The 17095-nt window shown below is 70.6% G+C and carries 15 protein-coding genes; 7 read left to right on the top strand and 8 right to left on the bottom strand.

What is annotated here, in order from left to right; all coding sequences use genetic code 11:
• Positions 1–2 precede the first annotated feature (2 nt).
• From NDW01_RS27220 to NDW01_RS27205, 4 genes are read left to right on the top strand one after another with little or no spacing between them, the layout of a single operon-like run.
• Complete coding sequence (locus tag NDW01_RS27220; protein ID WP_252825432.1) at positions 3–635, top strand: hypothetical protein; 633 nt, start codon at positions 3–5, stop codon at positions 633–635.
• A 10-nt stretch (positions 636–645) separates the two neighbouring features.
• Positions 646–1785, top strand: coding sequence for a C40 family peptidase (locus NDW01_RS27215; protein ID WP_252825430.1), 1140 nt, complete (start codon positions 646–648; stop codon positions 1783–1785).
• Positions 1786–2196, top strand: a complete 411-nt coding sequence (locus NDW01_RS27210) for a (deoxy)nucleoside triphosphate pyrophosphohydrolase (RefSeq protein WP_252825428.1) — start codon at positions 1786–1788, stop codon at positions 2194–2196.
• Positions 2193–2492 (top strand): MTH1187 family thiamine-binding protein, encoded by a 300-nt coding sequence (locus tag NDW01_RS27205; RefSeq protein ID WP_252825426.1) that lies wholly within the window; start codon positions 2193–2195, stop codon positions 2490–2492. Before NDW01_RS27210 ends, NDW01_RS27205 begins: the two co-directional genes overlap by 4 nt.
• On the opposite strand, the gene NDW01_RS27200 is transcribed toward NDW01_RS27205, so the two are convergent.
• Entirely contained in the window at positions 2487–4328 is a 1842-nt protein-coding gene (locus tag NDW01_RS27200) for a serine/threonine-protein kinase (protein ID WP_252825424.1), read from the bottom strand. The two genes, NDW01_RS27205 and NDW01_RS27200, sit on opposite strands and share 6 nt — an antisense overlap.
• Before the next feature lie 301 nt (positions 4329–4629).
• On the opposite strand from NDW01_RS27200, the gene typA reads away from it, so the two are divergent.
• On the top strand, positions 4630–6486 hold the full coding sequence (gene typA, locus NDW01_RS27195; RefSeq protein WP_252825422.1) for a translational GTPase TypA: 1857 nt from the start codon (positions 4630–4632) through the stop codon (positions 6484–6486).
• 54 nt (positions 6487–6540) lie between these two features.
• Here the strand turns inward: typA and NDW01_RS27190 are convergent, their stop codons facing one another.
• The 6 genes from NDW01_RS27190 to NDW01_RS27165 form a co-directional block, all read right to left on the bottom strand.
• Positions 6541–7773, bottom strand: coding sequence for a response regulator receiver protein (locus tag NDW01_RS27190; protein WP_252825419.1), 1233 nt, complete (start codon positions 7771–7773; stop codon positions 6541–6543).
• Positions 7770–10142, bottom strand: a complete 2373-nt coding sequence (locus tag NDW01_RS27185) for a protein kinase domain-containing protein (protein ID WP_252825417.1) — start codon at positions 10140–10142, stop codon at positions 7770–7772. The genes NDW01_RS27190 and NDW01_RS27185 overlap by 4 nt, the downstream gene beginning before the upstream one ends.
• Before the next feature lie 69 nt (positions 10143–10211).
• On the bottom strand, positions 10212–10799 hold the full coding sequence (locus NDW01_RS43565) for a DUF4282 domain-containing protein (protein WP_305883820.1): 588 nt from the start codon (positions 10797–10799) through the stop codon (positions 10212–10214).
• Positions 10800–10951: 152 nt separating this feature from the next.
• Positions 10952–11722 (bottom strand): succinate dehydrogenase/fumarate reductase iron-sulfur subunit, encoded by a 771-nt coding sequence (locus NDW01_RS27175; protein WP_252825415.1) that lies wholly within the window; start codon positions 11720–11722, stop codon positions 10952–10954.
• A 1-nt stretch (position 11723) separates the two neighbouring features.
• A complete protein-coding gene (locus NDW01_RS27170) occupies positions 11724–13634 on the bottom strand; it encodes a fumarate reductase/succinate dehydrogenase flavoprotein subunit (RefSeq protein WP_252825413.1) in 1911 nt (636 codons plus the stop codon).
• Positions 13635–13646: 12 nt separating this feature from the next.
• A complete protein-coding gene (locus NDW01_RS27165) occupies positions 13647–14477 on the bottom strand; it encodes a hypothetical protein (RefSeq protein ID WP_252825411.1) in 831 nt (276 codons plus the stop codon).
• A 299-nt stretch (positions 14478–14776) separates the two neighbouring features.
• Between NDW01_RS27165 and NDW01_RS27160 the strand changes: the two genes are divergently transcribed.
• Positions 14777–15331, top strand: a complete 555-nt coding sequence (locus NDW01_RS27160; protein WP_252825408.1) for a hypothetical protein — start codon at positions 14777–14779, stop codon at positions 15329–15331.
• 9 nt (positions 15332–15340) lie between these two features.
• On the opposite strand, the gene NDW01_RS27155 is transcribed toward NDW01_RS27160, so the two are convergent.
• Positions 15341–16267, bottom strand: a complete 927-nt coding sequence (locus NDW01_RS27155) for a LysR substrate-binding domain-containing protein (RefSeq protein WP_252825406.1) — start codon at positions 16265–16267, stop codon at positions 15341–15343.
• Between the two features lie 87 nt (positions 16268–16354).
• On the opposite strand from NDW01_RS27155, the gene NDW01_RS27150 reads away from it, so the two are divergent.
• Positions 16355–17095, top strand: a complete 741-nt coding sequence (locus tag NDW01_RS27150; RefSeq protein WP_252825404.1) for a succinate dehydrogenase cytochrome b subunit — start codon at positions 16355–16357, stop codon at positions 17093–17095.

Genomic DNA, 17095 nt, shown 5'->3' with positions numbered 1-17095 from the left:
CGATGGACCTGACCGATCGCCAGCGCAAGTTCCTGTTCGCCGCGCTGGTGGTGCTCCTCGCCGGGGCGGGGGTGCTCCTGACCATCGGCACCGGGAGCGGCAGGCACAAGGGTTCGGCGCAGCGGAGCGGCCCGGTCGCCGCTCCGTCGCCGTCCGCGCCCTCGTTCACCGCTCCCGGGCTGACCGGTCCGCCGCCGAGCGGGGGCACCTACGACATCTACTCGCTGCTGCCGTTCACGCAGAAGGACTTCAGCGCGGCGGCGGACGTCGCCCGTCGCTTCGTCATCGCCTACGGCACCTACCGCTACGACGAGCAGCCGAGCGCCTATCTCGCGCGCATGCAGGGCCTGGTGACCAGTGACCTGGCGGCCCAGCTGCAGCGCGACTCATCGGCGCCGGGCCTGCTCGACCAGCGCAGGCAGGACAAGGAGGTCTCGACCTCCGACGCGCATCTGGACTCTCTCCGCGACATGGAAAAGGACCAGTTCATCTTTCTCGTCACCGGCACCCGGCACGTCAGCAAGGGAGGGAGTGCCCCCGGCGACAGCCCCGAGCAGTACGCCGTCACGGTGACGAGGTCCGGTGGAGGCTGGGTCGTCTACGCCTTCGACCAGGCCAACGTTGGTGACAAGTGAAAGGAAAGGGATGAAGCTTCGCCGGCACCTGCGGCTCGGCGTCGACTTGGGGGGACGGAACGACGGCCGTCGCGTTATCTCTCTTCTTCATTTCACACGGTCGGACCGGGGGGCGGTCCGGCTGCCGATCATCATCGCCGGAGGCGCCGCGGCGCTGTTCTTCATGAGCCTGGTGGCCATTCCGCTGTTCTTCGGTGCCAACGACTTCTACCAGCACGCGACCGGCGGCGGGAACTGCACGGACACCTCCGGGGCGGCCTCACAGCCCCAGCAGTCCGGCGACGCCAGCGGCATCCCGGCCAACTACCTGGCGCTGTACAAGAAGGCCGGTCAACAGTACGGCATCCCGTGGAACGTCCTCGCGGGCATCGGCTACGTCGAGACCCATCACGGTCAGCTCAAGGCCCCCGGCGTCACCAGCGGTGAGAACTACGCCCACGCCGGAGGGCCGATGCAGTTCATCCCCGGCACCTGGGCGACGTACGGGGTGGACGGCGACGGCGACGGGAAGAAGAGCCGTTACGACCCGGCCGACGCCATTCCCGCCGCCGCACGCTACCTGAAGGCCAGCGGCGCGCCGCAGCGGATGCGCGATGCCATCTTCTCGTACAACCACCTGACGTCCTACGTGAACAACGTGCTGTCCTGGGCGCAGAAGTACGCTGCGGGGAACTTCAACGTGGTCCAGGCCAGCGGCCCGATCTGTGCCGATATGAACGGCGCCCCGGTGGCCCCGAGCGCGGTGGCCGCGAAGGTCATCGCCTATGAAAAGGCGCAGTTGGGCAAGCCCTATGTCTATGGCGCGACCGGGCCGAACAGCTTCGACTGTTCCGGACTGACGATGTCCGCGTACCGGAGCGCCGGCGTCACCATTCCCCGTCTCTCGGACGATCAGTACTGGTGGGGGGCGTCGGTACCCCGTGGGCAGGAGCAGCCGGGGGACCTCGTTTTCTTCGAGTACCTGCCGGGACATACCGGTCCGGGGCACGTCGGCACGGTCTACAACCCGGAGAAGGGCATCATGATCGTCGCACCCCACACCGGCGACGTCGTCAAGTTCCAGAACTACAAGACCTATCCCGGTGGCGCCGTCGGCTTCACCCGCCCGACCGCGCACAACGGCCACAACGGCCCGACCAAGAGGCTCTGAGTGGAAACAGCGAGAACGGGACCGTCCCTGGTGGTGGGAGCGGTGATCATCCACCGGGGACGGCTCCTGGCGGCGCAGCGCGCCGACCCGCCGGAACTCGCCGGCGGGTGGGAGTTCCCCGGCGGCAAGGTCGAACCCGAGGAGACCGAGCAGGACGCACTCGTGCGCGAATGCCGCGAGGAACTCGGGGTCGACGTGACGGTGGGCGCCCGCGTCGGGCAGGACTGCCCGCTGCACAATGGACTCGTGATGCGGGTCTGGACGGCCGCGATCGTCCGCGGCGAACCGGAGGCCCGGGAACACTCCGCACTGCGCTGGCTGACCGCGGCGGAGCTGTTCGACGTCCCGTGGCTGCCGGCGGACCTCCCCGTCGTCGAAGCCGTACGCGAGCATCTCAAGGAGTCTTCATGATCATCGCTTTCTCGATCACACCGCTGGGCGTCGGCGAGTCCGTGGGGGAGTCCGTCGCCGAGGCGGTACGCGTGGTGCGGGAGAGCGGCCTGCCCAACCGTACGGACGCCATGTTCACGAGCGTCGAGGGCGAGTGGGACGAGGTCATGGACGTGGTGAAGCGCGCCGTCGAGGCGGTCTCCGCCCACAGCCCGCGGGTCAGCCTGGTCCTCAAGGCCGACATCCGCGAGGGCGTCACGGACGGGCTGACGAGCAAGGTCGAGACGATCGAGCGTCACCTGCGCGCGGACTCATGACGGCGAGGGCGCGGGCGACGCGGCGGACGCCCGGATGAGCGCGAGGATCTCCGGCCGTACGAGGTCGGAGATCCGGTCGTACGGCACCGTGACGACGGCGTCGGCGCACGCCCAGACATAACCGAGCAGGGGCGGCACGACGTCGAACTCGATCCCGTCCTTCGTCGGCATCAGGTCCAGCGCCCGCTCGTCCTTGTCATCGGTGTCGATCGCCTCCGGGCGGAGGGCGATGGAATCGATCTTTGGCTCCCCGCCGCAGAGCGCCCCGCCGGGGGCCGCCGCGCCGATCCGCCGTTCGAGGTCCTTCAGGCCGGACCGGGTGAACACCGCGTCGCGCAGGAGGTCCCTCGCTCTAAGCCGGCGTCCCGTGACCAGGTCCACGGTCACCGCCCGCGAGCCTCCCGAGTCGAATGGCGTCAGGGGCGCCCCGTGGGCGGTGAAGCGGTACCGGGCCGACAGCAGCCGGGGGCCGCCCAGTCCGATCTCGATGGTGGTGGTGACCCGAGGATGTCCCGCCGTCGCGCCGTCCGACTGGCGGGCACTCTCGTACCGCTTCAGCTGCTGGTCGAGGGGCAGCCGCAGGGTCCGGTCGACCGCCTGCTCGAGCGTGGGATCCGGCAGCCCGCCGACGCGGACGTACCGGCCCTCCACGGTGAGCGCCGGGCGGGTGAAGGCCCGCTCCACCGAGCCGTACGAGATGGTGAACGGCGTCCGCGCGGCCACCGGCGCGGGCCGTTGCTCGTGGGCCCTGCCGTGCGGCAGCAGGGCGACCGTGCCGATGACGCCGGCGGCGATCGCTCCGCCGACACCGGCGCCGACCTTGACGCCCGTCCTGCCGAGCAGTCTTCCGCCCACCGCGGGACCGGTGGATCCGCCCGTGCCGGCGATGCCCGCGCCCGCGCCGCCCGCGCCCGCGCCGCCCGCGCCGGTTGCCGTCCCGCCGGCGCCGCCCGTGGCGGCCCCGAGCAGGAGCGCCAGCGGCAGCAACGCGGCGAGACCCGCGACGGCCTCGGCGAGACGCTTCCAGCCGTTGCGCTCCCAGTCCGGGCCGTACGCCGCCCGGGCGGCCTCCTCGAGTTCGGCCACGAAGGCCGACGCTCCGGGCGGCCGGTCGGCCGGATCCTTGGCCATGCCGCGGGCGACGAGCGGCCGCATCGGCTCGGGGAGCTCGTCCAGCGGAACCGGCGCGGTCACGTGCGCCCGGCGAAGCTCCGCCTGGTCTCCCTCGTACGGCCGGCGACCGGTGACGCATTCGAAGAGGACGCAGGTCGCCGCGTAGACGTCGGTGGCAGGATCGGCCGGTCCGCCCTCCCACTGCTCCGGCGCCATGTACGACGGCGTACCGGCGGGCGCGCCCGGCCGCCCGGAGCGTACGGCGATGCCGAAGTCGGCGACCTTGCTCTGACCGTCCTGCCGGACGAGGACGTTCGCGGGCTTGTAGTCGCGGTGGACGACCGAGGCGGCGTGCGCCGCGGCGAGCCCGAGCAGGGATCCCTTCAGCACGGCCAGGGCCGCCTCCGGCGCCGTCGTGCCGTGCTCGTCGAGCACGGCACGAAGCGACCCGCCGTCGACGGCCTCCATCACGATCGCCGCGTGGTCGCCCTCCTCGACGTATCCGTACAGCCGGGTGACGTACGGGCTGTCCAGCGTCGCCAGGACGCGGGCCTCGTCCCGGAACGCGGCCAGGAAGGCGTCCCCACCGAGCCGCCGGGTGAACAGGTACTTGATGGCGACGATGCCGCCGGACACGTCGTCGCGGGCGAGCACGACCCGTCCGAAACCACCTGAACCGAGCTCACGCAGCTCCGTGTAGCCCGGAAGCGCCCACCGGCTCATGAATGCTCCTCGATGCCGTCGAGGGCACATCATGTGACCCCGTCACCGGAGGCGCAAGATCGTGGGCGGGACGCCTCGTTGAATGCTCCGGCCAGGATCGAGACGTCCCGCCCCATGATTCGACGCCCGACCCCGGCATCCGGTTGCCACGACGACGGCCGCTTCTTACGGCCGATCTCGCCCGGCCGGGCGGGCCCGGGCTTACGGCGACGCGATCGGCGTCCTCGGCGGGCCAAGTAGAATGGTGGTCGCCGCGTGGATCCCGCGGCGAATCCCACACCACGAAGCGAGACCCGCACGCATGCCCATCGCCACCCGGGAAGATCTCCGTAACGTCGCCATCGTCGCCCATGTCGACCACGGCAAGACCACGCTCGTCGACGCCATGCTCTGGCAGTCCGGCGCGTTCCGTGAGAACCAGGACGTCGACGAGCGGGTCATGGACTCCAACGACCTCGAACGCGAGAAGGGCATCACCATTCTCGCGAAGAACACCGCCGTCCGGCACGGTGGCATGACGATCAACATCATCGACACTCCGGGGCACGCCGACTTCGGCGGCGAGGTCGAGCGGGGCCTGTCGATGGTCGACGGCGTCGTCCTCCTCGTCGACGCCTCCGAGGGACCGCTGCCGCAGACGCGGTTCGTCCTGCGCAAGGCGCTGGCCGCCAAGCTGCCGGTCATCCTCGTCGTCAACAAGGTCGACCGGCCGGACGCGCGGATCGCCGAGGTCGTCGACGAGACGTACGAGCTGTTCATGGACCTCGACGCCTCCGAGGACCAGATCGACTTCCCGATCGTGTACGCCTCGGCCAAGGCGGGCCGGGCCAGTCTGGCCAAGCCGGACGACGGCGGCCTGCCGGACTCCGAGGACCTCGAACCGCTGTTCCAGGTGATCCGGGAGACGATCCCCGCGCCGGCGTACGACCCGAACACCCCGCTCCAGGCGCACGTCACGAACCTCGACGCCAGCTCCTACCTCGGCCGTATCGCGCTGTGCCGCGTGCACGCCGGGCAGATCAAGAAGGGGCAGCAGGTCGCCTGGTGCAAGCATGACGGCACCATCGATCGTGTCAAGATCACCGAGCTGATGATGACCGAGGCGCTGGAGCGCAAGCCCGCCGAGCAGGCCGGGCCGGGCGACATCATCGCCATCGCCGGCATCCCGGACATCATGATCGGCGACACGCTCGCCGACCCGGAGGACCCGCGGCCGCTCCCGTTCATCACCGTGGACGAGCCCGCCATCTCGATGACCCTCGGCGTCAACACCGGGCCGCTGGCGGGCCGCGAGAAGGGCACCAAGGTCACCGCGCGGCTGGTCAAGGACCGGCTCGACCGCGAGCTCGTCGGCAACGTCTCCATCCGCGTGCTGCCGACCGAGCGCCCGGACTCCTGGGAGGTCCAGGGCCGCGGTGAGCTGGCACTCGCCATCCTGGTGGAGACCATGCGCCGCGAGGGCTACGAGCTGACGATCGGCAAGCCCCGCGTGGTGACGAGGGAGATCGACGGGAAGCTGCACGAGCCCGTCGAGCGCCTCACCGTCGACGCCCCGGAGGAGTACCTCGGCGCGATCACCCAGCTCCTCGCCGTCCGCAAGGGCCGCATGGAGCAGATGACCAACCACGGCACCGGCTGGATCCGCATCGAGTTCATCGTCCCGGCCCGTGGCCTGATCGGGTTCCGCACCGAGTTCCTCACCGAGACGCGCGGTACGGGCATCGCCCACCAGGTCTTCGAGGGCTACGAGCCGTGGTTCGGCGAGCTGCGCACCCGGCCGACCGGCTCGCTCGTCTCCGACCGCGCCGGCGCCGCCACCGCGTACGCCATGTTCAACCTGCAGGAGCGCGGCTCGCTGTTCGTCGAGCCCGGCACCGAGGTGTACGAAGGCATGATCGTCGGAGAGAACTCCCGCGCCGACGACATGGACGTCAACATCACCAAGGAGAAGCAGAAGACGAACATCCGGTCCTCGACGGCGGAGACGTTCGAGCGGCTCACGCCGCCGCGCGTGCTGAGCCTGGAGGCCGCACTGGAGTTCGTCGCCGACGACGAGTGCGTCGAGCTGACGCCGAATGCGATCCGGCTGCGCAAGGTCATCCTCGACTCGAAAGAGCGGGAGCGCGCCCGGGCCCGCGCCAAGCGCGGCCAGGCCTAGACCCTCCGAGACCCCGCGTAAGCCGGGTACCGGGCGGACGCCCGGTACCCGGCGTCACCTGCCGAGCTCGCGGCGGCGTTCGTTCTGCTGCCGCCCCGGCCGCTGCCGCCCGGTGACCGGCAACTGCTGAGTGCCCGGTTCGACCCGCCACCGTACGTCCGCGTGGACGCCCGCCTCGGCCAGGCGCTCTCTGGCGGCGTCGAAGGAGGCGCACCACTGCTCTTCCCGCTCGAGGTCGAGACGGCGCTGTTCGTCGCTCTCCGCGGGTTCGGTGCGCAGCAGTGCCAGGCGTACCTGCCGTGTCCCGTCGACGCGAACCTTGACCGCGTGCTGCGGCCAGTCGCCTCGCGTCAGCACCGCCTCCCCGTCCTGGGCGGTCAGCGTCTCGAAGCCCTCGCCGACCTCGTAACCCAGCGCGCCGAACGCCTCCCGGAGAACCTCCGCCACATAGCGTTGCTCGGCCTGCCGCTGCGCGTCCTCGACGAGACGCGCGGCCTCGGCGCGCAGTCCCTCGTCGAAGAGCCGGGTGCCGTCGGCCACCTCGGCGAGCCGCGGCCGTACGGTCTCCGCGGCCGGCAGGCCCTCCAGCTCCCGCAGGAACCGCAGGGCGGCGGCCCGCCCGTCGCGGCGCTCCCGGGCGCGTTCGTTGGCGTGCTGGATGCGGAGGCGGACCTCCGTGAGCCGGCCCTCGGCCTCCGAGATCGTCGGCGCCCGTACGACCTGTTCGGCGGCCTCCGTGACGGCCTGCCGGTCCGCGTCGGCGGCGTCCGGCGCCAGGCGTTTCAGCACGCGGGTCAGATCGTCGGGGGAGGCCGCCGGGCGGGGCGCGGCGGCCGACCGGCCGTTCTCCGGCGTCGCCCTGAGGGACGCCGTAGCGGTCGCGAAGACGCGCCCGGTGGCCGCTTCGGCGATCGCCGCCGCCAGCGACTCCTCGGCGACCGTCAGCCGCGCGTCCGCCTCGGCGATCCAGGACGCGAGCTCGTCGGCGGACCGGCCGGTGACCTCGACGGGGACCGGCAGTTCGACGGCGACGCCGTGCTCGCGTGCCGACGCCGCGAGCGCCGCGATCCGGGCCGTACGGTCCAGCGCCTCACCGACGCTCTCCTCCAGCCGCCGCGCCTCCTGGAGGCGTTCCGCCTGCGCCTCGGCGCGACCCTCGGCGAGGGCGGCGAGCGCGCCGGCGCCGGCCGCCGCCAGGCCGGCCGCGCCTCCCATCACACGGACGAGTCCCAGAGACGCGATCACCGCCGCGTCCAGAGCGATGTCCGCCTCCACGCCGCTGCTCACAGTCGTCCTCCCACGGCCTGCCGTCGAATCTGCTCATGTCCCTGTCGCCACCGCTGCATGCGTACTCCCGTCATCACGAGGTGCACGAGCGGCACCATGACCAGCGCCGCCAGCCAGAGCAGCCACGAGACGGCGACCAGGGCGGGGATGAGGATGAGGAGCATGAGGAGCGGCAGGACGCAGACGAGGACCACGACTCCGCAGCCTCGGCCGCTGGTGCGCCGGCTCCTCCGCGACACGGCCTGCGAAGCCCCGGACAGGGCACGGCCCGTCGAACCGAACATCTTCGCCAGCGGCGCCCACGGCGCGGAGTTCAGGTAGTCGGCGCCGAGCTTGGAGGCCAGGAAGACCTCGGCCCCGGTGTCGACCAGCCAGGCGACGACGCCGATCAGAAGGAACGGCACGGTGAAGCCCGAGGTGTCGACCGCCTGACTTCCGCGTTCGGAAGAGGCCAGCCGGACGATGCCCAGGATCACCCAACCGCCGCCGATCCACAGGACCGCCAGCGGAAGCGTCCACAGCACGGCGCGGACCATCGCCGACCGGCGCCCGGCCAGCCGGTACCGCTCGCGCTCCTCCCAGTGCCTGTGCCCCTCGGCGAAGCGTTGTTCGGACTCAAGTCGGCGGCGAGCGGCGGCCTCGACCTCCAGCACGGCGTCCGGGGCCGCCCGGATCACCGCGAGGAGCCGGAGCGGATCGTCCCCCGCCTGGTCCGACAGCCAGGAGAACCACGGAACCGGTTCCCCGACCGAGTCCCGGGCCCGCCCGGCCGCCGCGGCCAGTGACTCACGGGCCTGGTCGGGACGGCCGGCCAGCGCGAGGAGCGTGGTCAGTACGACGGGAGGCTCGTCCAGGCCGGCCGCGCCGGCGGCGGGGATGCGGTTCGCCGATCGGGGCAACTGGGACCGCAGCCACTCCGCCTGCCGGTTCCACGTCGTCACCAGTCCCTGCCAGCGGTGATCGACGGCGATGAGCTCCTCGGTCCCGGAGAAGCCCGCCAGGACGGGCAGCAGCCGGTGGTCCCAGAGAGCCCGGGCCGCGCGTGCGGCGGTGCGATGGTCCGGATGCCGCCCGTCGTCGACGATGGCCGCGAGAACGGGGAGGTCCTCGGGGAGCAGCCGGAGCCCGAGGAAGTGGGGCTCGAGGGTGGGATCCAGCCAGCGCAGGAGATGCAGCAGCTTGACGTCGGGGGGACCGTCGCCGGTCAGGTGCTGGTCGATGAGGCGGATGCGGCCTTCCGGGTCGTCGTCGAAGCCGTTCAGCCAGCCGCGCAGCGCCTGCCAGGCCTCGCTCGGCCCCACCGGGGTGAACATCGTCCCGAAGAAGTAGCGGGCGCCGGACTCCCAGTCGGCCACCAGCGCGCGCGCGAACTCACCCCGGTCGGTGTACGTCCGGCCGCCGAAGGCCATCGCGCCGGCGGCGGCACCGGCGGTGAGCGGCGACGCGTCGGGCGGCGTCGGCGCCGCGACCGTGGGGTTCTCGCCGTCGAGCCACCGCCCGACCTCCGCGCCGCCCCACCGCCGGCGGGGATCGCGGGTCAGCAGCCCCTGGCAGAGCAGGCGCATCCTGGGGTCGGCGATGTCGTCACAGTCGATCGTGCGGGTCGCGAGGTGGTCGACCACCGCGGTCTCGCTCATGCCCGCGAACGGGGTACGGCCGGTCAGCAGCTCACGGACGATGATGCCGAGCGACCACCAGTCACGCGCGGGGGAGACCTGCCCGGACAGGGACTCCGGGGCCGCGTACGCCAGAGTGCGCGACGAGGAGGCGAAGACGACGCTCTGCTCGATCACTCGGCTCAGGCCGAAGTCCGTGATGGCGAGGCGGAGCGGGGCCGTGCTCCGGACCAGGATGTTCTCCGGCTTCAGGTCACGGTGCACGATGCCGGCCTCGTGCAGCCGTTCGAGACCGCCCGCGAGCTGCGCCACGACCTCGGCGACCAGCGCCGGCGGCAGGCCGGCCCCGAGGGCCCGGAGGTTGCCCGCCGGGACGTACTCCATGACCTCGTAGTCGCGTCCCTCCGCATGCCCCGTCTCGAGGATGCGCACGACGTGAGGGGAGTCCAGCGTCGGCAGTTTCCGCCAGACCGAGCGGTCCGCGGTGAAGCCCCGCCGGAAGATCTTGACGACGAGGTCTGTGCCGGCGGTGTCCTGTACGTGCAGGAGGTCGGACTCGGCACCCTGCGCGGGGAGGTCCCCCAGCACCGTGAACCGGCCGGCGAGGTCGGCGGGCAGCCGGACGAGGGAGGGCGCGGGCGCGCCGCCGTCGCGGCGGGTGACATCCGGTGCGTCACGCTGGGAGGGGACCGTGTCCCGGCGTGTCTCGTACTCCTCGCGCCGCGTCTCGGACGGCCCGTCGATGTCCGCCACTACCCGTCCTTCGCCCCATCAGTAGGTGCCTCCGAGAGCCTAACGCCCCCCGCCCGCCGACCACAGCGATCAGCGGGCTTCTCCCTGCTCCCGTATGGCCTTGAGATGCTCACTGATCTTGAACTGATTGATCACGAACTCCAGCGACATGCGCACGGTGACGAGTTCGAACAGCCACAGCAGCGGGGCGGCCGGAACCATGAATACTCCGAAATACCTGCCCCAGCCGAACTGAAGGGCCCAGAGGCCCACCAGGAGGATGAACAAGGAGGTCAGGCTGATCAGGACGATCGCGAGAACGTAGACCACCTTGATCAGCTTGGCCGTCACCATGTGGTCGAAGTTGAGGTCGAACAGGGTGCCGAGGAAGCCCTTGCCGCCGGGACGGCGTGCGTAGGCGGGTGGGCCCTGGGGGCCCTGTGGGGGAGGGCCGTAACCCGGAGGCGTGCCCTGCCAGGGGCCGGTCGGAGGCGGTGGCTGGTTGGGAGACGGGGGAGCGTAGCCGCCGTACGGTGGCCCGCCCAGGTGCGGCTGAGGGTCGCCCTGGTACGGGTAAGGGTCGCCCTGGTACGGCTGGGCGTCGTCCTGGTACGGCTGGGCGTCGCCCTGGCGCGGGGGCGGGGGGCGGTGCCCGGGGTCGTCGGGGGCGTTGGACATCTCTGTCTCCTCGGCTTCCACGCGTCAAAGGCTAGAGCGCCGGAGGTCTCGGTTCACATGACCAGGCCGTGCTGATCCCGTTGTCCCTGGCATCCGGAACGCGGTTGCGCCCCGGCCGGTGGGCCGGGGCGCAACGGGGACGGACGGGCGGGTCAGGCCTTCGGGGTTCCCTTGCCGCGCTTCACCACGCCGATCTTGGAGCCGAGCCAGACCAGCGGGTCGTACCGGCGGCCGACGACGCGCTCCTTCATCGGGATCAGCGCGTTGTCGGTGATCTTGATGTGCTCGGGGCAGACCTCGGTGCAGCACTTGGTGATGTTGCAGTAGCCCAGCCCGAAGTCCTCCTGGGCGATCTGCCGGCGGTCGCGGACGTCGGCCGGGTGCATCTCCAGCTCCGCCACCCGCATGAGGAACCGGGGCCCGGAGAAGTGCTCCTTGTTCTCCTCGTGGTCACGGATGACGTGGCAGGTGTTGTTGCAGAGGAAGCATTCGATGCACTTGCGGAACTCCTGCGAGCGCTCGACGTCGACCTGCTGCATCCGGAACTCGCCGGGCTTGACGTCGCCGCCGTCGAAGGCCGGGATCTCGCGGGCCTTCTCGTAGTTGTAGGAGACGTCGGTGACCAGGTCGCGGATGACGGGGAACGTCCGCATCGGCGTGACCGTGACGGTCTCGTCCTCGGCGAACGTCGACATCCGCGTCATGCACATCAGCCGCGGCCTGCCGTTGATCTCCGCGGAACAGGAGCCGCACTTGCCGGCCTTGCAGTTCCACCGGACGGCCAGGTCGGGCGCCTCGGTGGCCTGGAGCCGGTGGATGACGTCGAGGACGACCTCGCCCTCGTTGACCTCGACGGTGTAGTCCTTGAGCTCGCCCTCGCCCGCGTCGCCGCGCCAGACCCGGAACTTCGCCTTGTAGCCCATCTCAGTTCTTCTCCTCAGCGGGGAGCTCGCCCTCGGTCAGGTACTTCTTCAGCTCGTCGAGTTCGAAGAGCGAGAGGAGGTCCCCGCGCATCGGCTCCATCTCCTGGCGCTTGAGCTCCACGACGCCGTCGCGCAGCGAGCAGACCAGATTGATCTTGCGCCAGTCGGCGGACATCTTCGGGTAGTCGTCGCGTGTGTGGCCGCCGCGGCTTTCCTGGCGCTCGAGGGCGGCGCGCGCGACGCACTCCGAGACGATCATCATGTTGCGCAGGTCGAGCGCGAGGTGCCAGCCGGGGTGGTAGGCGGGGCCCTGCCCCTCCTTGACCGTGGCGCCCGCCGAGGGCGCGACCGCGACGTTCTTCACGCGGTCGCGGAGCTTGCCGAGTGCCTCGATGGCCTGCTCCAGCTCGTCCTCGCGGCGGATGATGCCGACGAGGTCGTTCATCGTCTGCTGGAGCTCCTGGTGGACCGCGTAGGGGTTCTCCCCGGTGTCGCGCTGGTACGGCTCGAGGGCCTCGGCCACCGCGGCCTCGACCTCGGACTCCGGGACCGACACGGTGGTCGCGGAGGCGTACTCGGCGGCGCCCAGCCCGGCTCGGCGGCCGAAGACCAGCAGGTCGGACAGGGAGTTGCCGCCGAGGCGGTTCGATCCGTGCATGCCGCCGGAGACCTCGCCGGCCGCGAACAGGCCGGGCACCAGCGCGGCCCCGGTGTCAGGGTCGACCTCGACGCCGCCCATGACGTAGTGGCAGGTCGGGCCGACCTCCATCGGCTCGGCGGTGATGTCGACGTCGGCCAGTTCCTTGAACTGGTGGTGCATCGACGGCAGCCGCTTGATGATCTGCTCCGGCTTGAGCCGCGAGGCGATGTCGAGGAAGACGCCGCCGTGGGGGGATCCGCGGCCGGCCTTGACCTCGGAGTTGATCGCGCGGGCGACCTCGTCACGGGGCAGCAGCTCGGGCGGGCGCCGGTTGTTGTCCGGGTCGTCGTACCAGCCGTCGGCCTCCTCCTCGGACGTGGCGTACTTGTCCTTGAAGACGTCCGGGATGTAGTCGAACATGAAGCGCTTGCCCTCGGAGTTCTTCAGCACGCCGCCGTCGCCGCGTACGGACTCGGTGACGAGGATGCCCTTGACCGACGGCGGCCAGACCATGCCGGTCGGGTGGAACTGCACGAACTCCATGTTGATCAGCGACGCGCCGGCGAGCAGCGCGAGCGCGTGGCCGTCCCCGGTGTACTCCCAGGAGTTGGAGGTCACCTTGAAGGACTTGCCGATGCCGCCGGTGGCGAGCACGACGGCGGGCGCCTCGAAGACGACGAACTTCCCGGTCTCGCGGATGTAGCCGAAGGCGCCGCAGATCCGGCCCTGCTCGTCCTTGAGGAGCCGGGTGATCGTCGTCTCGGCGAAGACCTTCAGCCGGGCCTCGTAGTCGCCGAACTCGGCGTGGTCATCCTGCTGGAGGGCGACGATCTTCTGCTGGCAGGTGCGGATCAGCTCAAGGCCGGTGCGGTCGCCGACGTGCGCGAGGCGCGGGTACTCGTGGCCGCCGAAGTTGCGCTGGCTGATCTTGCCTTCCTTGGTGCGGTCGAACAGCGCGCCCCAGGCCTCCAGCTCCCAGATGCGGTCGGGGGCCTCCTTGGCGTGCAGCTCGGCCATCCGCCAGCTGTTGAGGAACTTCCCGCCGCGCATGGTGTCGCGGAAGTGGACCTGCCAGTTGTCGTTCGGGTTGGCGTTGCCCATGGCGGCCGCCGCGCCGCCTTCGGCCATGACCGTGTGGGCCTTGCCGAACAGCGACTTGGAGATGATCGCGGTCTTCTTGCCCTGCAGCCGCGCCTCGATCGCGGCGCGCAGTCCGGCGCCACCGGCGCCGATGACGACGACGTCGTACTGCAGCCTCTCGATGTCAGTCACTTGTGGTCGTCCTTAGTTGAAGATCCGCAGGTCGGAGAATGAGCCGTGCGCGACGAGCGCGACGTACGCGTCGGTCAGCGCGAGCGTGCCGAGCGTGATCAGCGCGAACTGCCCGTGCCGGGCGTTCAGCCTGCTGATCTGCGTCCAGAGCCAGTAGCGGACGGGGTGCTTGGAGAAGTTCTTCAGGCGTCCGCCCATGACGTGCCGGCACGAGTGGCAGGACAGGGTGTAGCCCCACAGCAGGATCACGTTGACCCACAGGATGATGGTGCCGAGCCCGATGCCGAAGCCGCCGTCCTTGCCGTGGAAGGCGTTGATGGCGTCCCAGGTGTTGACGATGGAGATGAGCGCCGCGATCGCCCAGAAGTAGCGGTGGACGTTCTGCAGGATCAGCGGGAACCGCGTCTCACCGGAGTAGCCGCCGGGGGTCTTGCGAACCGGGCTCTTGTCCGGGACCGCGCACGCCGACGGGGTGAGCCAGAACGACCGGTAGTACGCCTTGCGGTAGTAATAGCAGGTCAGCCGGAACCCGAGCAGGAACGGCAGTGAGATGAGGGCGTACGGGATGAAGAACGGCAGGTGGTCGGGTACGAACCTGCCGAAGTCCGCGGCGTCGGCCGGGCACGCCTTGCTGACGCACGGGGAGTAGAACGGCGTCAGGTAGTGATATTTCTCGACCCAGAAACTGCTGCCCATCATCGAGCGCACGGTCGCGTAGACAACCCAGGCCGTGAACACGATGAACGTGGTCAGCGGGTAGCTCCACCAGCGGTCCGTACGTAGGGTGCGCGCCGGGATCCGGGCCCGATCCTTGGCCGGCGCGTCCACCGTCGTCTGCGTCATCCGGAGTCTCCATCGAAGGCACATCGCCTGGGAGGGCCGCCTATACTCCAGCCTCTCCTCTGCGGGGCGCTCCACGTTATTAGGGAGTTGTCACGAGCAAGATACGAGGCGCGGTCGCCGAATGTGAAACTGCCCACTTACTGACGAGTAACCACGCTGATTATGCGGCAATTGTGGCAGAAATCGGTATTTGCTAACTATGTTACCTAATGAGCGCTTGGTCCGCTAGTGTCCGATTGCATTCTTCTGAGACCGCCTAAGATGCGACTCCTGGGACCGGTGGGACAGGAGTGCGGAGAATGGGACAGCGGTCGCGGTCGAGCTTCGGCCCCGGCGCCTACGTCGTGCGGTACGCCTGGTGGAGTCCGCTCGTGCCGACCGTCGTCGGCGCGGTGCTCGTCGCCGGATTCGTCATCGGAGAGCTGCGGCGCCCGGCGAACGTGCGCTGGCGGCCCGACGCGCATCCCGGGATCGACGACTGGGTCAACTTCGGGGCCCGCTGCCTGATGCCGCTCGCCGGTCTCGGCCTGTTCGTCCTCGCGGCCGTCTACCTGCGCCGCGTCGTACGGGGACGGGTCGCGTTCGCGGTCGCGCGCAAGGGCGTCTACTGGTGCCCTTCGGGAGACGGAGCCAAGGGGGAGTGGTTCTCCTGGGACGACGTCGCAGCGATCGAGTTCCACGCGGCCGAGGGCGGCTCCACCGGCCACGGGGCCGTGGCCCTGCGCGGGTACGCCCCACCGGACGAGGAGCGGCCGCGCCTGGTCTCCACGCGCCTGGGCGGCTGGCGGATCGGCCGGCGCCGCCTGGTCAGGGCGCTGCGCGAGTTCGCCCCGCACGTCGAAGTGATCAGCTGAGGACAGGGCTCAGTCGAGTCGCGTGACGCCCGGCGGGAGGGCGGCGCCGGTCTCGGCGTCGCGCAGGAAGCCGAGCAGCGTCTCCCGGAACGCCCTGGCGGCGTGCGTCGGGGCGACGTCCTTGCGGTGGGCGAGCGCGATCGTGCGCTGCAGGCCGGGCGGGGCCAGGGGCGTGCCCACCAGCCCGGGCCGCCCGGCGAGCACCATCGACGGCACGACGGCCGAGCCCATCCCGGCCTCGACGAACCGCAGCACGGCGTCCATCTCCCCGCCCTCGACCGCGAACCGGGGTTCAAAGCCCGCCTGCCGGCACGCCGCCTGGGTCGCCTCCCGCAGGTCGTACCCCCGGCGGAACATCACCAGGGGCCGTGAGCGCAGGTCCTCGATCCGCAGCGAGGGGTGCTCGGGCGCGTCGGCGTGCGAGGAGACGACGACGAGGTCCTCCCGCAGGATCGGCGTCGTCTCCAGCGCGGGGTCGGTGCTCTGCAGCGGCAGGATGATCAGGGCCATGTCGAGCTGGCCGCGGGCGAGGTCGCGGACGAGGTCGCGCGAGCCGCCCTCCTCGACCCGCAGTTCGATGCCGGGATAGCGGGTGCGGAAGCGCATCAGCGCGTCGGCCAGCAGCCCGGCGAACAGTGACGGAGTGGCGCCGAGCCGTACGCGCCCGCGCCGCAGGCCCGTCAGGTCCTGGACCTCCCGCCGGGCGGTCTCGACGTCGGCGAGGATCCGCCGCGCGAGGGGCAGCAGCGCCTCGCCGGCGGGCGTCAGCGTGATGTTGCCGCGGGCGCGGCTGAACAGCGGGGCGCCCAGCTCCGCCTCCAGCGTCCTGATCTGCTTGGACAGGGAGGGCTGCGCGACCCGCAGCGTCTCCGCCGCCTGTGTGAAGTGCCTCACCTCGGCCACGGCGACGAAGTACGAAAGCTGCTGCAACTGCACCTTTATAGCCTACGGCTATGGAAACGAGCGTCGTCATGTCTTGGACGCAACCATCGAAACGGACATAACTTCCGCGATGTGTCGTCCGTGTCTCGTTCCACGCCGGTGGCCACCCGCCCTCGCCCCAAGACGCCGTCCCCGGCGGCCGGTCCGCTGAAGCGGTACCGCTCCTCCGTCGGCAAGAAGGCCGTCATGGCCGTGACCGGCGCCATCCTCGTCCTGTTCCTCATCGCCCACGCGATCGGGAACCTCAAGGTCTTCCTGGGCCGCCAGGATTTCAACCACTACTCGCACTGGCTGCGGTCGGTCGGTGAGCCCGCGATCCCGCACCGCGTGTTCCTGACCGCCCTCGAGGTGGTCCTCACCGTCGCCGTGCTGCTGCACGTCTGGGCCGCGGTCTCCCTCGCGCGCCAGGCGCGGCGGGCCCGCCCGGTCCGGTACGCCGCGCGGCCCAAGGCGCACGAGCACCGGTACGCCACACACGTCATGCGGTACGGCGGGATCGTCATCGTGCTGTTCGTCATCTGGCACCTGCTGGACCTGACGTTCGGCGCGGTCAACCCGAAGGGCGGGAACGCCCAGCCGTACGACAAGGTCATCGCGGACTTCGACCCGTCCCGCTGGTACATCACGCTCTTCTACGTCGTCGCCGTCATCCTCGTGGGCCTGCATCTGCGGCATGGCCTGTTCAGCGCCGTCCAGACGCTCGGCTGGGGACGGCAGCGCCGCTACCCGGCCGTCCGGGTGGTCGCCGACGTCGTCGCGGCGTTGCTGGTGATCGGCTTCGTGTCCGTTCCCGTCATGGTCACGATCGGAGTGCTGAAGTAG

This window comes from Actinoallomurus soli, from assembly GCF_024055715.1.
GTDB lineage: Bacteria > Actinomycetota > Actinomycetes > Streptosporangiales > Streptosporangiaceae > Actinoallomurus > Actinoallomurus soli.
The sequence above is the reverse complement of the archived record's forward strand: the minus strand, read 5'-3'. Positions and strand labels throughout refer to the sequence as shown.